The sequence below is a fragment of the Micromonospora sp. NPDC005087 genome (genome assembly GCF_042872965.1).
Taxonomy (GTDB): Bacteria; Actinomycetota; Actinomycetes; order Mycobacteriales; family Micromonosporaceae; genus Micromonospora.
Map to the genome: position 1 here is coordinate 492,959 of NZ_JBIALB010000004.1, position 13,686 is coordinate 506,644.

Consider the following 13,686-nt stretch of genomic DNA (forward strand, 5'->3'; position numbering starts at 1 on the left):
ACGACGACATAGGGGACATAGTGCTCGACGTCAACTTCTTCGACGAGCTGCGCATTGGTCTCGCCACCGCCGACGACATCCGTCAGTGGTCGCACGGCGAGGTCAAGAAGCCTGAGACGATCAACTACCGCACCCTGAAGCCGGAGAAGGACGGGCTCTTCTGCGAGAAGATCTTCGGTCCGCAGCGGGACTGGGAGTGCTACTGCGGTAAGTACAAGCGCGTCCGGTTCAAGGGCATCATCTGTGAGCGCTGCGGCGTCGAGGTGACCCGTTCCAAGGTCCGTCGTGAGCGGATGGGGCACATCGAGCTCGCCGCTCCGGTGACCCACATCTGGTACTTCAAGGGCGTGCCGAGCCGGCTGGGCTACCTGCTGGACCTCGCCCCCAAGGACCTCGAGAAGATCATCTACTTCGCCTCGTACGTCGTGACGAGCGTGGACGCGGAGTCGCGTCACCGTGACCTCTCGACGATCGAGAACGAGATCCTGGCCGAGAAGCGGCAGTCCGAGAACAGCCGCGACTCGGAGATCGAGAAGCGGGCCGCCAAGCTCGAGGCCGACCTGGCCGAGCTGGAGGCCGAGGGTGCCAAGGCGGACGTCCGGCGCAAGGTCAAGGAGGGCGGAGAGCGCGAGATGCGCCAGATCCGCGACCGGGCCCAGCGCGAGATCGACCGCCTGGACGAGGTGCTGGACACCTTCCGCAAGCTGGAGCCGAAGCAGCTGGTCACCGACGAGCTGCTCTACCGCGAGCTGCGCGACCGGTTCGGTGAGTACTTCACCGGTTCCATGGGCGCCGAGGCGATCAAGGCGCTGGTCCAGAACATGGACCTCGACGCCGAGGCCGACAGCCTGCGGGAGACCATCCGGTCCGGCAAGGGCCAGCGGAAGATCCGGGCGCTCAAGCGGCTCAAGGTCGTGGCGGCGTTCCTGAACACCCGCAACTCGCCGCTCGGCATGGTGCTGGACTGCGTCCCGGTCATCCCGCCGGACCTGCGCCCGATGGTCCAGCTCGACGGTGGCCGTTTCGCCACCTCGGACCTGAACGACCTGTACCGCCGCGTGATCAACCGGAACAACCGCCTCAAGCGGCTGATCGACCTCGGCGCGCCCGAGATCATCGTCAACAACGAGAAGCGGATGCTCCAGGAGGCCGTCGACGCGCTGTTCGACAACGGCCGCCGTGGCCGGCCGGTCACCGGTCCGGGTAACCGCCCGCTCAAGTCGCTGTCCGACATGCTCAAGGGCAAGCAGGGCCGGTTCCGGCAGAACCTGCTGGGCAAGCGCGTCGACTACTCCGGCCGTTCGGTCATCGTGGTCGGCCCGAAGCTCAAGCTGCACCAGTGCGGCCTGCCCAAGCAGATGGCGCTGGAGCTGTTCAAGCCGTTCGTGATGAAGCGGCTGGTCGACCTCAACCACGCGCAGAACATCAAGTCCGCCAAGCGGATGGTCGAGCGGCAGCGCCCGGTCGTCTGGGACGTGCTGGAAGAGGTCATCGGCGAGCACCCGGTGCTGCTCAACCGGGCACCGACCCTGCACCGCCTGGGCATCCAGGCCTTCGAGCCGCAGCTGGTCGAGGGCAAGGCGATCCAGATCCACCCGCTGGTCTGCACCGCGTTCAACGCCGACTTCGACGGTGACCAGATGGCGGTGCACGTGCCGCTGTCCGCCGAGGCCCAGGCCGAGGCACGGATCCTGATGCTGTCGTCGAACAACATCCTCAAGCCGGCCGACGGCAAGCCGGTCACCATGCCCACCCAGGACATGGTCATCGGTCTCTACCACCTCACCCACCTCACCCTCGGTGAGAAGGGCGAGGGCCGGGCGTTCAGCTCGGACGCCGAGGCGCGGATGGCGTTCGACAACGGCGAGCTGCACCTGCAGGCGCCGGTGCGGATCCGGCTGCGTGACGTGATCGGGGTCGACAACGGCGCCGGCGCCGAGCCGTGGACCGCTCCGGAGGGCTGGGTCGAGGGTGAGCCGCTGACCGTGGAGACCACCCTCGGTCGGGTGCTGTTCAACGAGACGCTGCCGCAGGGCTACCGCTTCGTGAACTACGAGATCCGCAAGGGTCAGCTCTCCGCGATCGTCAACGATCTGGCCGAGCGCTTCCCCAAGGTGGCGCTGGCCGCCACCCTGGACGGGCTCAAGGAGGCCGGTTTCCACTGGGCCACCTGGTCCGGCGTGACGATCGGCATGGAGGACGTCATCGCTCCGCCGCGCAAGGCGGAGATCCTGGCGAAGTACGAGAAGGAAGCCGACCGGATCGACAAGCAGTACCAGCGTGGTCTGATGACCGCCGAGGAGCGTCGCGGCGAGCTCATCGAGATCTGGACCAAGGCGACCAACGAGGTCGCCAAGGAGATGGACACCGCGCTTCCGCAGGAGAACCCACTGTGGAAGATGATCAACTCGGGTGCCCGCGGTAACCTGCTCCAGCTCCGGCAGATCGCGGCGATCCGTGGTCTGGTGGCCAACCCGAAGGGCGAGATCATCCCGCGGCCGATCAAGGCCAGCTACCGGGAGGGTCTGTCCGTGCTGGAGTACTTCATCTCCACGCACGGTGCGCGTAAGGGTCTCGCCGACACCGCGCTGCGTACCGCCGACTCGGGTTACCTGACCCGTCGTCTGGTGGACGTCTCGCAGGACGTGATCATCCGCGAGGAGGACTGCGGCACCGACCGGGCGATCCCGATGCAGATCGGCGAGCGCCTGGAGGACGGCAGGCTGGTCGTGCACGAGCACGCCGAGACCAGCGTGCACGCCCGTACGCTGGCCGACGACATCAAGGGGCCGGACGGCACCGTCGTCGCCGAGCGGGGTCAGGACATCAACTCCATCGGGGTCGACAAGATCGTCGCCGCCGGCGTGGAGACGGTCCGGGTGCGCAGCGTGCTCACCTGCGAGTCGAAGCTGGGTGTCTGCGGTGCCTGCTACGGGCGCTCGCTGCCGACCGGCAAGACCGTGGACGTCGGCGAGGCGGTCGGCATCATCGCCGCCCAGTCGATCGGTGAGCCGGGTACGCAGCTGACGATGCGTACCTTCCACACCGGTGGTGTCGCGGGTGAGGACATCACCCAGGGTCTGCCGCGTGTCCAGGAAATCTTCGAGGCCCGGGTCCCGAAGGGTAAGGCGCCCATCGCCGACACCCCCGGCCGGATCCGGATCGAGGACGGCGAGCGCTCGCGGAAGATCATCGTGGTGCCGGACGACGGCAGCGAGGAGATCGTCTACGACAAGATCTCCAAGCGGGTTCGGCTGCGGACCCACGACGGCGGTCACGTCGCGGTCGGCGAGAAGCTCACCGAGGGCACCATCGACCCGCACGAGCTTCTGCGGATCATGGGTCCGCGGGCGGTCCAGGTCCACCTGACCAGTGAGGTCCAGGAGGTCTACCGCTCGCAGGGCGTGCTCATCCACGACAAGCACATCGAGATCATCATCCGTCAGATGCTCAAGCGGGTGACGGTCATCGACTCCGGCTCGACCGAGTTCCTGCCGGGTGTGCTGGTCGACCGGGCGCTGTTCGAGTCGGAGAACCGCCGGCTCGTCTCGGAGGGTGGCGAGCCCGCCGCCGGTCGTCCGGTGCTGATGGGTATCACCAAGGCCTCGCTGGCCACCGACTCCTGGCTCTCGGCGGCCTCCTTCCAGGAGACCACCCGGGTGCTGACCGACGCTGCGATCAACTCGCGCAGCGACTCGCTGGTCGGCCTCAAGGAGAACGTGATCATCGGCAAGCTCATCCCGGCGGGTACCGGCATCAGCAAGTACCGCAACGTCCGGGTGGAGCCGACCGAGGAGGCCAAGGCCAAGGTCTACTCGATGACCGGGTACCCGGAGACCGACTACGGCTTCGGGCCGGCCAGCGGGCAGGCTGTGCCGCTGGACGACTTCGACTTCGGGTCGTACCGCTAAGCACCAACCGCACGACGAGGCCCCCGGCATCCGCCGGGGGCCTCGTCGCGTCCGGAGCTGCCCACCCAAGGACCGGGTTCGGCATGATGGAGGCATGACGACCGCACCCGAGCAGGTGTCCGTCGCGCAGCAGGGCCTGCGCCACCCGCTCGATCCCGACCCGGTCCGCTCCACCAAGGCGCGGGCGGTCTTCGCGCTGGGGCTGCTCGGCATGCTGACCGGCCTGTTCATCGGCGGGGTGGTGCCCGCGACGGTGGCACTCCACCTGGCGCGGCAGGCGCGCCGGGAGGCGTACGCCTCGGGGGGCTTTCTGACCGGTGGCGTCTGGCTGCGGCGAGGGGAGCGGCTGGCCTGGGCCGGTCTGGCGCTGGCCGCGGTCAGCATGGTGGCCGCGGTGGTGATCGGGGTGGTCCGGTTGGCCGGCGCGCCGTTCGGCCACGACTACCCCGCGAACATGGACTGAGCCGCCCGCGGCCGCGCCCGTCGGGGCGGCGGCGCCCCGGCGGTAGCCTGACGGGTGTCCGCCGTGCGGCGGTGGCGGCCCTGTGACAGGAGGACCTCGTGACGGAACCGGCGCGGCCCCCGGCGGACGATCCGGCCGGGCACCCTGGCGCGTCGGCCCCCGGCCCGGGCGGGTCCGAGCCGAGCGGCTGGGCGCGACCCGACCCGAGCGGGCAGCCGGGATCGCCCGCAGCCTCACCCGGCCCGGGTACGCCGCCCGACTGGGGCAACCCACCCCCGACCGTGCCCGGTTGGGGTGCGCCGGCCCATCCCGCGTCGGCCCCCGGTTGGGGGGCGCCGCCGCCCGGTTGGGGTGCGACCCCGCCTGGTTCCGGTCACCCGTACCCGGTGCCGCCCGGTTGGGGGCAGCCGTCGTCCGGCCCGGCGGGCGGGCACGGTGCGCCGGCGGGATGGGGGCAGGCGATGCCGGGTCACGGCCCCGGCTGGGTCCCGACGCCGGGTCGGCCGGTGCCACCGCCGCCCACCGACGACCAGCGCCGGCCGCCGAAGCGGGTGGAGTCGGTGTCGGGCACCCCGTTCGGTGTCGTCTACCTGGATGTGCCCCCGGTCACCTCGGGGCTGGCCGTCGGGGCGCTGCTGGCCGGGATCGCGTCGATCCTGGTCTCGCTGCTGGTGATCTGTTTCGGGGCGCTCGGCGCAAACGCCGGCGGGGTCTGGGCGTCCGGGGCGTTCACCGTGCTCGGCGTGCTGGCCGGGGTGGCGGCGACCGGCGCCGGCCTGCTCGGTCAGCGGCAGATCCGCCGGCCGGCCCAACCGCCGGCGGTCCGCTTCACCGGCCGGGGCCTGGCCGTCGCGGGGATCAGCTGCGGGGCGGCGGGGGCACTGCTGAGCCTGCTGGGTCTGGGCCTGGCGCTGGCGATCTCCCTGGCGTGAGGCCGGTCACCCTCCGATCGGGCGCCCGGCCTGGTTGACGCGGGTCGCGCGTCGGGTCGTCGGTGCCCGCCTCGGGGGCGACGGGTGGTTCCTCCGGAGAAGCCGGTACACTTGTGCCTGTAGGTGCCCATCGCGGGCGACGGGGCAGGACGAGATCCGGTCGGCGGGTGTGAGACGTTCGCCGGGCCATTCCGTTTTGACCTGGGCGGCTGTGGTAGGTACTCTTTCCCCTTGTGCCCGGGCGTGCCCGGGCAACTCGTGCGTGCGCTGGATCCGGAGTCCGGACGGCGGCACGACAAGCCAAAGATCCGGGGCGGGGCGACTCGCGTGCCGGTGACAGAACCCGGTACGTCCGCGCCAGCGTCCGCACCGGGACCGTGAGTTGGGCGACACGCCCGACCGCGGGTGCCGGGACCTCCGCAAGGTGGCCCTGGCCGGAATGTAGGAGAGCCGGTCATCAGGCCGGCTAACGAGCAGACGGCGCGGCCGCAACACTGCGGCCGAAGGGAGCGGAGAAACCCGGTGCCCACGATCCAGCAGCTGGTCCGAAAGGGCCGCCAGGCAAAGACGAGCAAGACCAAGACCCCGGCGCTGAAGGGTTCCCCTCAGCGGCGCGGCGTGTGCACCCGCGTGTACACCACCACCCCGAAGAAGCCGAACTCAGCGCTGCGCAAGGTCGCTCGTGTGAAGCTCAGCAGCCAGATCGAGGTGACCGCCTACATCCCGGGCGTCGGTCACAACCTGCAGGAGCACTCGATCGTGCTCGTTCGCGGCGGCCGGGTGAAGGACCTCCCCGGCGTGCGTTACAAGATCGTCCGCGGCTCGCTGGACACCCAGGGTGTCCGCAACCGCAAGCAGGCGCGCAGCCGTTACGGCGCGAAGAAGGAGAAGAGCTGACATGCCGCGTAAGGGACCCGCTCCGCGGCGGCCGCTGGTCGCTGACCCGGTGTACAACTCGCCGCTGGTCACCCAGCTGGTGAACAAGATCCTGCTCCGTGGCAAGCGCCAGCTCGCCGAATCCATCGTGTACGCGGCCCTCGAGGGCTGCCGCGAGAAGTCCGGCACCGACCCGGTCGTCACCCTCAAGCGGGCGATGGACAACGTCAAGCCGACCCTCGAGGTGCGTAGCCGTCGTGTCGGTGGCGCCACCTACCAGGTTCCGGTCGAGGTTCGCCCCACGCGGGCGACCACGCTGGGCCTGCGCTGGCTGGTCACGTACTCCCGCGCTCGGCGTGAGAAGACCATGGTCGAGCGGCTGATGAACGAGCTGCTGGACGCGAGCAACGGCCTCGGTGCCGCCGTCAAGCGGCGCGAGGACACGCACAAGATGGCCGAGTCCAACAAGGCCTTCGCGCACTACCGCTGGTAACACCCTGGTTCCGGCGCCCTCGGGCGCCGGAACCGCCACCAGTTGAGTCGAGACGACGATAAGTAGGGATTGAAGTGGCCGCCGCAGACGCGCTCGCCAACGTACGCAACATCGGCATCATGGCGCACATCGATGCCGGTAAGACCACGACCACCGAGCGGATCCTGTTCTACACCGGCATCACGTACAAGATCGGTGAGGTCCACGAGGGCGCTGCCGTCATGGACTGGATGGAGCAGGAGCAGGAGCGTGGTATCACCATCACCTCCGCTGCTACCAAGTGTGAGTGGAAGGGCCACACGATCCAGATCATCGACACGCCTGGCCACGTCGACTTCACGGTCGAGGTCGAGCGGTCGCTGCGCGTGCTGGATGGTGCGGTCGCGGTCTACGACGGTGTCGCCGGCGTGGAGCCGCAGACGGAGAACGTCTGGCGGCAGGCCGACAAGTACAACGTCCCGCGGATGTGCTTCGTCAACAAGCTCGACCGGACCGGCGCCGACTTCTTCCGCTGCGTGCAGATGATGATCGACCGGCTCAACGCCACCCCGCTGGTGCTCCAGATCCCGATCGGGCTCGAGGGCGACCACATCGGCGTCGTCGACCTGATCGGCATGCGCGCGCTCACCTGGCGTGGGGAGACCCAGAAGGGTGACGACTACGCGGTCGAGGAGATCCCGGCCGAGCTGGCCGACTCCGCGGCCGAGTGGCGCGAGAAGCTGATGGAGACCCTGGCCGACGTCGACGACACGGTGATGGAGAAGTACCTGGAAGGCGAAGAGGTCTCCGTCGAGGAGATCAAGGCCGCCATCCGGCGCGCCACCATCGGCGGCAAGGCCAACCCGGTGCTCTGCGGCTCGGCGTTCAAGAACAAGGGCGTCCAGCCGATGCTTGACGCCGTGGTCGACTTCCTGCCGTCGCCGCTGGACGTTCCGGCGATCGAGGGTACGGCCACCGACGGCGAGACCCCGCTGATTCGGAAGCCGTCCAAGTCGGAGCCGTTCTCCGGGCTGGCCTTCAAGATCCAGACAGACAAGCACCTGGGCAAGCTCACCTACGTCCGGGTCTACTCCGGCCTGCTCGAATCCGGCTCCCAGGTGGTCAACTCCACCAAGGACCGCAAGGAGCGGATCGGCAAGATCTACCAGATGCACGCCAACAAGCGGGAAGAGCGTCCGTCGGCGCAGGCCGGCGACATCATCGCGGTGCAGGGCCTCAAGCAGACCACCACCGGCGACACGCTCTCCGACCCGGCGAACCCGGTGATCCTGGAGTCGATGACCTTCCCGGAGCCGGTCATCTCGGTGGCGATCGAGCCGAAGACCAAGTCCGACCAGGAGAAGCTGGGCGCGGCCATCCAGCGGCTGGCCGAGGAGGACCCGACCTTCCGCGTCCGGCTGGACGAGGAGACCGGTCAGACGGTCATCTCCGGCATGGGCGAGCTGCACCTGGACATCCTGGTCGACCGGATGCGGCGTGAGTTCAACGTCGAGGCCAATGTCGGCAAGCCGCAGGTGGCGTACCGCGAGACCATCCGCCGCAAGGTGGACAAGGTCGAGTACACCCACAAGAAGCAGACCGGTGGTTCCGGCCAGTACGCGCGGGTCATCGTGAGCATCGAGCCGCTGCCGCTGGACAACGACTCGCCGACCTACGAGTTCGCGAACGCCGTTAGCGGTGGCCGCATCCCCCGGGAGTTCATCCCGTCAGTGGACGCGGGCGCGCAGGACGCCATGCAGTACGGCATCCTTGCCGGCTTCCCGCTGGTCGGTGTGAAGCTGACCCTGCTGGACGGCCAGTACCACGAGGTCGACTCGTCGGAAATGGCATTCAAGATCGCAGGCTCGATGGTGATGAAGGACGCGGCCCGCAAGGCCGACCCGGCGTTGCTCGAGCCGATGATGGCCGTTGAGGTCACCACTCCTGAGGAGAACATGGGTGACGTCATCGGCGACCTCAACTCCCGCCGCGGCCTGATCCAGGCGATGGAGGAGCGCAGTGGCGCCCGCATCGTGAGGGCTCTGGTGCCGTTGTCGGAGATGTTCGGCTACGTCGGCGACCTGCGGTCGAAGACCCAGGGCCGGGCTAGCTACAGCATGCAGTTCGACTCCTACGCGGAGGTTCCGCAGAACGTCGCGAAGGAGATCATCGCCAAGGCAACGGGCGAGTAACGTCCCCGAGCAGCTGATTCGTGGTCGGTCGCGGGAGCGTTCACCCGCCCGCGGCCACCACGATCGGGTTGCGTGAGACCGGGCCTGTAGGCTTCATCGCCGCAGAACCCACAAAAGCTCTCCGGCCATCAGGCCGGAAAGGCTGTCGACAGAGTCCTAAGCGCCGACCGGCGCGCCGGGCGTACGAACCAAGAAGTCCACAGGAGGACACCAGTGGCGAAGGCGAAGTTCGAGCGGACTAAGCCGCACGTCAACATCGGCACCATTGGTCACATCGACCACGGTAAGACGACGCTGACGGCGGCCATCACCAAGGTCCTGCACGACCAGTACCCCGACCTGAACCCTTACACGCCGTTCGACGAGATCGACAAGGCGCCGGAGGAGAAGGCCCGCGGCATCACGATCTCGATCGCGCACGTCGAGTACCAGACCGAGGCGCGGCACTACGCGCACGTCGACTGCCCCGGCCACGCGGACTACATCAAGAACATGATCACCGGTGCCGCGCAGATGGACGGCGCGATCCTGGTGGTCGCGGCGACCGACGGCCCGATGCCGCAGACCCGCGAGCACGTGCTGCTGGCCCGTCAGGTTGGCGTTCCGTACATCGTCGTGGCGCTCAACAAGAGCGACATGGTCGACGACGAGGAGCTCCTGGAGCTCGTCGAGCTCGAGGTGCGCGAGCTGCTCTCCTCGCAGGAGTACCCGGGTGACGACCTGCCGGTCGTCCGTGTCTCGGCGCTGAAGGCCCTCGAGGGTGACCCCGAGTGGACCGGCAAGCTGCTGGACCTGATGACCGCGGTCGACACCTCGATCCCCCAGCCGGAGCGGGATGTCGACAAGCCGTTCCTGATGCCCGTCGAGGATGTGTTCACGATCACCGGTCGTGGCACCGTCGTCACCGGGCGGGTGGAGCGCGGCGTGCTGCTGCCGAACGAGGACGTTGAGCTCGTCGGCATCAGGGAGAAGAGCTTCAAGACCAAGGTCACCGCGATCGAGATGTTCCGGAAGACCCTGGACGACGCCCGCGCAGGTGAGAACGTCGGCCTGCTGCTGCGTGGCACCAAGCGCGACGAGGTCGAGCGCGGCATGGTCGTCGTGAAGCCGGGCTCGAACACCCCGCACACGGAGTTCGAGGCGACGGTCTACATCCTCTCCAAGGAGGAGGGCGGCCGGCACACCCCGTTCTTCCAGAACTACCGTCCGCAGTTCTACTTCCGCACCACGGACGTCACCGGTGTCGTCACTCTCCCCGAGGGCACCGAGATGGTCATGCCGGGTGACAACACCACCATGTCGGTGAAGCTGATCCAGCCCATCGCCATGGAGGAGAACCTCAAGTTCGCGATCCGCGAGGGCGGCCGCACCGTCGGCGCCGGGTTCGTCACCAAGATCATGAAGTGAACTAGGTAACCCCGATTAGACCCGCCGCCGGTCGTGCGGCATACTAGTCAGGTTGCGTAACGACAGTTCGTCGCCTGTGTTCGGCTCTCGCTGAACCTCCGGGTGACGGGACAGTCGAGCGTAGGGTGGTTGGCGGCCTCGCCGCCAACCACCCTCGCACGGCGTTCAGGTCGCGGTAATTGCGATCGGCGCCTTGACCCACCGCGCGGTCAGCACCGCTCTGGAGTCCCAGGGCGGAGCCCGGCCCGAGGGCGCGACACGCCCGACCGCGGGGGTCGGCGAAGTGGGCCTGTGCCAGCCGGCACAGGCGCCCGCAACACAGCGGCATCGAGAGAAGGAACAGAAGCCACCATGGCGGGACAGAAGATCCGCATCCGGCTCAAGGCCTATGACCACGAGGTCGTCGACTCCTCGGCTCGGAAGATCGTCGAGACGGTGACGCGCACCGGGGCGCAGGTCGCGGGCCCGGTGCCGCTGCCCACGGAGATCAACCGTTTCTGCGTTATCCGCTCGCCGCACAAGTACAAGGACTCGCGCGAGCACTTCGAGATGCGCACGCACAAGCGGCTGATCGACATCATCGACCCGACCCCGAAGACGGTCGACTCGCTCATGCGCCTCGACCTGCCGGCTGGCGTCGACATCGAGATCAAGCTGTAGGGACCGGACAAATGGACAGGCAAGTCAAGGGGATCCTGGGCGCCAAGCTCGGCATGACCCAGGTCTGGGAGAACAACCGTGTTGTTCCCGTGACCGTGGTCGAGGCCGGCCCGTGCGTCATCAGCCAGGTTCGTAGCGCCGAGAAGGACGGTTACTCCGCGGTCCAGCTGGCGTACGGCATCATCGACCCGCGCAAGGTCAAGAAGCCGATCAGCGGCCACTACGCCAAGGCGGACGTGGCGCCGCGCCGGCACATCGTCGAGCTGCGCACCGCGGACGCTGGGGAATACTCGCTCGGCCAGGAAGTCACGGTCGAGGAGTTCCCGGCCGGCGTCACCATCGACGTCACCGGCAAGACCAAGGGCAAGGGCTACGCCGGCCCGATGAAGCGGCACGGCTTCCACGGCCTGGGTGCCGGTCACGGTGTCGAGCGGAAGCACCGCTCGCCCGGCTCCATCGGCGCCTGCGCCACTCCGGGTCGTGTCTTCAAGGGCACCCGGATGGCCGGCCGGATGGGTGGCGTTCGCTACACCGTGCAGAACCTCACCGTCCAGGCGGTCGACACCGAGAACAACCTGCTGCTCGTCCGGGGTGCCATCCCTGGTCCCAAGGGCGCGCTGGTTCTGGTCCGTACCGCGGCCAAGAGCAAGGTGAAGAAGGGCGGTGCGGCCAAGTGACCACCGTTGACGTGCGCACCGTCGAAGGCAGCACCAGCGGCTCCGTCGAGCTGCCGGCTGACATCTTCGACGTGCAGGCCAACGTCGCGCTGATGCACCAGGTCGTGGTGGCCCAGCTCGCGGCGGCCCGACAGGGCACGCACAAGACCAAGACCCGCGGCGAGGTCGCCGGTGGCGGCAAGAAGCCGTACAAGCAGAAGGGCACCGGTCGCGCCCGGCAGGGCTCGATCCGCGCGCCGCAGTTCGCCGGCGGTGGCGTGGTGCACGGTCCCGTGCCGCGCGACTACAGCCAGCGGACCCCGAAGAAGATGAAGGCCGCCGCGCTGCGGGGTGCCCTCTCCGACCGGGCCCGCGCCGGGCAGGTGCATGTCGTCGAGGCGTTCGTCTCGGGCGAGAAGCCGTCGACCAAGGCGGCCCTTGCCACGCTGACCAAGCTCACCGAGGCCCGTCGGGTCCTGGTCGTGCTGAGCAGCACCGACGAACTGAACTGGGTGTCGCTGCGCAACGAGCCGCGGGTGCACCTGATCGAGTCCGGCCAGCTCAACACGTATGACGTGCTGGTGGCCGACGATGTGGTCTTCACCAAGGACGCCCTGGACGAGTTCCTGGGCGTGCCCGCCGAGACCACCGAGGAGGGTGGCAAGTGAGCACGATCGCCGACCCGCGCGACATCATCGTGGCGCCGGTCGTCTCGGAGAAGAGCTACAGCGAGCTGAACCGGAACTGGTACACCTTCCTGGTGCACCCGGACGCGAACAAGACCGAGATCAAGATCGCTATCCAGCAGATCTTCAACGTCCGCGTCCTGACGGTCAACACGCTCAACCGCCAGGGTAAGCGCAAGCGCACCAAGACCGGCTTCGGTCAGCGCAAGGCGACCAAGCGGGCGATCGTGAAGCTGGCTGACGGTGACCGCATCGAGGCCTTCGGCGGCCCGGTCAGCTGAGGGGTGTAGACAATGGCTATCCGTAAGTACAAGCCGACGACGCCGGGCCGACGTGGTTCCAGTGTCGCCGACTTCGCCGAGATCACCCGGTCCACGCCGGAGAAGTCGCTGCTGGCTCCGCTGCCGAAGAAGGGCGGGCGTAACGCCCACGGCCGGATCACCACGCGGCACCACGGTGGCGGTCACAAGCGCCAGTACCGTCTGATCGACTTCAAGCGGGTCGACAAGGACGGCGTGCCGGCGAAGGTCGCTCACATCGAGTACGACCCGAACCGCACCGCGCGCATCGCGCTGCTGCACTACGCCGACGGCGAGAAGCGGTACATCATCGCGCCGAAGGACATGAAGCAGGGCGACCGCGTCGAGTCCGGCCCGGGCGCCGACATCAAGCCGGGTAACAACCTGCCGCTGCGCAACATCCCGGTCGGTACCACCATCCACAACGTGGAGCTGCGTCCGGGTGGCGGGGCCAAGCTGGCCCGTTCCGCCGGCGTGGGCATCCAGCTGCTCGGCCGTGAGGGCGCGTACGCGACCCTGCGTATGCCGTCCGGCGAGATCCGGCGGGTGGACGTGCGTTGCCGCGCCAGCGTCGGCGAGATCGGCAACGCCGATCAGTCGAACATCAACTGGGGCAAGGCCGGCCGGATGCGGTGGAAGGGCAAGCGCCCGACCGTCCGTGGTGTCGCCATGAACCCGGTCGACCACCCGCACGGTGGTGGTGAGGGTAAGACCTCCGGTGGTCGCCACCCGGTCAACCCGCAGGGTAAGCCCGAGGGCCGCACCCGCCGTAAGGGCCAGCCGAGTGACCGGCTGATCGTCCGCCGTCGCTACGCCACGCGTAAGCGCGGCTGAGGGAGATAAGACATGCCTCGCAGCCTGAAGAAGGGCCCGTTCGTAGACGACCACCTGCTCAAGAAGGTGGAAGTTCAGAACGACAAGGGCTCCAAGAACGTGATCAAGACCTGGTCGCGGCGCTCGACGATCATCCCGGAGATGCTCGGGCACACGATCGCGGTGCACGACGGACGCAAGCACGTCCCGGTGTTCGTGACCGAGGCGATGGTCGGGCACAAGCTCGGCGAGTTCGCGCTGACCCGCACGTTCAAGGGTCACGAGAAGGACGACCGGAAGAGCCGTCGGCGCTGACGCC

13 protein-coding genes are annotated in these 13,686 nt (G+C 68.2%); all 13 read left to right on the forward strand.

Annotation, left to right across the window (positions count from 1 at the left end; genetic code table 11):
* Positions 1 to 20 precede the first annotated feature (20 nt).
* The 13 genes from ACFYPS_RS13430 (at position 21) to rpsS (ending at position 13,682) form a co-directional block, all read left to right on the forward strand.
* On the forward strand, positions 21 to 3,911 hold the full coding sequence (locus ACFYPS_RS13430) for a DNA-directed RNA polymerase subunit beta' (RefSeq protein ID WP_387324571.1): 3,891 nt from the start codon (positions 21 to 23) through the stop codon (positions 3,909 to 3,911).
* A gap of 94 nt (positions 3,912 to 4,005) precedes the next feature.
* Entirely contained in the window at positions 4,006 to 4,374 is a 369-nt protein-coding gene (locus tag ACFYPS_RS13435) for a hypothetical protein (RefSeq protein WP_387324573.1), read from the forward strand.
* Positions 4,375 to 4,925: 551 nt separating this feature from the next.
* Positions 4,926 to 5,306, forward strand: a complete 381-nt coding sequence (locus tag ACFYPS_RS13440) for a hypothetical protein (protein WP_387324650.1) — start codon at positions 4,926 to 4,928, stop codon at positions 5,304 to 5,306.
* Positions 5,307 to 5,828: 522 nt separating this feature from the next.
* Positions 5,829 to 6,203, forward strand: a complete 375-nt coding sequence (gene rpsL / locus ACFYPS_RS13445; RefSeq protein ID WP_014440718.1) for a 30S ribosomal protein S12 — start codon at positions 5,829 to 5,831, stop codon at positions 6,201 to 6,203.
* A gap of 1 nt (position 6,204) precedes the next feature.
* Positions 6,205 to 6,675 (forward strand): 30S ribosomal protein S7, encoded by a 471-nt coding sequence (gene rpsG / locus ACFYPS_RS13450; protein WP_007465317.1) that lies wholly within the window; start codon positions 6,205 to 6,207, stop codon positions 6,673 to 6,675.
* 74 nt (positions 6,676 to 6,749) lie between these two features.
* Positions 6,750 to 8,846 (forward strand): elongation factor G, encoded by a 2,097-nt coding sequence (gene fusA, locus ACFYPS_RS13455; RefSeq protein WP_387324576.1) that lies wholly within the window; start codon positions 6,750 to 6,752, stop codon positions 8,844 to 8,846.
* A gap of 213 nt (positions 8,847 to 9,059) precedes the next feature.
* Entirely contained in the window at positions 9,060 to 10,253 is a 1,194-nt protein-coding gene (gene tuf / locus ACFYPS_RS13460) for an elongation factor Tu (protein ID WP_354964796.1), read from the forward strand.
* Positions 10,254 to 10,604: 351 nt separating this feature from the next.
* A complete protein-coding gene (gene rpsJ / locus ACFYPS_RS13465) occupies positions 10,605 to 10,913 on the forward strand; it encodes a 30S ribosomal protein S10 (protein ID WP_007073037.1) in 309 nt (102 codons plus the stop codon).
* Positions 10,914 to 10,924: 11 nt separating this feature from the next.
* The gene (rplC, locus tag ACFYPS_RS13470) at positions 10,925 to 11,590 is read left to right on the forward strand and encodes a 50S ribosomal protein L3 (RefSeq protein ID WP_354964795.1); all 666 of its coding nucleotides are present in this window, start codon (positions 10,925 to 10,927) and stop codon (positions 11,588 to 11,590) included.
* Positions 11,587 to 12,237, forward strand: coding sequence for a 50S ribosomal protein L4 (gene rplD, locus ACFYPS_RS13475; protein ID WP_053653946.1), 651 nt, complete (start codon positions 11,587 to 11,589; stop codon positions 12,235 to 12,237). The genes rplC and rplD overlap by 4 nt, the downstream gene beginning before the upstream one ends.
* A complete protein-coding gene (gene rplW, locus ACFYPS_RS13480; protein ID WP_007465304.1) occupies positions 12,234 to 12,536 on the forward strand; it encodes a 50S ribosomal protein L23 in 303 nt (100 codons plus the stop codon). Before rplD ends, rplW begins: the two co-directional genes overlap by 4 nt.
* 12 nt (positions 12,537 to 12,548) lie before the next feature.
* On the forward strand, positions 12,549 to 13,388 hold the full coding sequence (gene rplB, locus ACFYPS_RS13485) for a 50S ribosomal protein L2 (RefSeq protein WP_088950237.1): 840 nt from the start codon (positions 12,549 to 12,551) through the stop codon (positions 13,386 to 13,388).
* A gap of 12 nt (positions 13,389 to 13,400) precedes the next feature.
* Entirely contained in the window at positions 13,401 to 13,682 is a 282-nt protein-coding gene (gene rpsS, locus ACFYPS_RS13490) for a 30S ribosomal protein S19 (protein ID WP_007465299.1), read from the forward strand.
* The last annotated feature ends 4 nt before the right edge of the window (positions 13,683 to 13,686 follow it).

Excerpts from the sequence above, each read along its gene's own strand:
- ACFYPS_RS13435 (WP_387324573.1), top strand. The coding sequence starts at position 4,006 with ATGACGACCGCACCCGAGCAGGTGTCCGTCGCGCAGCAGGGCCTGCGC.
- rpsG (WP_007465317.1), top strand. The coding sequence starts at position 6,205 with ATGCCGCGTAAGGGACCCGCTCCGCGGCGGCCGCTGGTCGCTGACCCG.
- rpsJ (WP_007073037.1), top strand. The coding sequence starts at position 10,605 with ATGGCGGGACAGAAGATCCGCATCCGGCTCAAGGCCTATGACCACGAG.
- rplC (WP_354964795.1), top strand. The coding sequence starts at position 10,925 with ATGGACAGGCAAGTCAAGGGGATCCTGGGCGCCAAGCTCGGCATGACC.
- rplB (WP_088950237.1), top strand. The coding sequence starts at position 12,549 with ATGGCTATCCGTAAGTACAAGCCGACGACGCCGGGCCGACGTGGTTCC.
- rpsS (WP_007465299.1), top strand. The coding sequence starts at position 13,401 with ATGCCTCGCAGCCTGAAGAAGGGCCCGTTCGTAGACGACCACCTGCTC.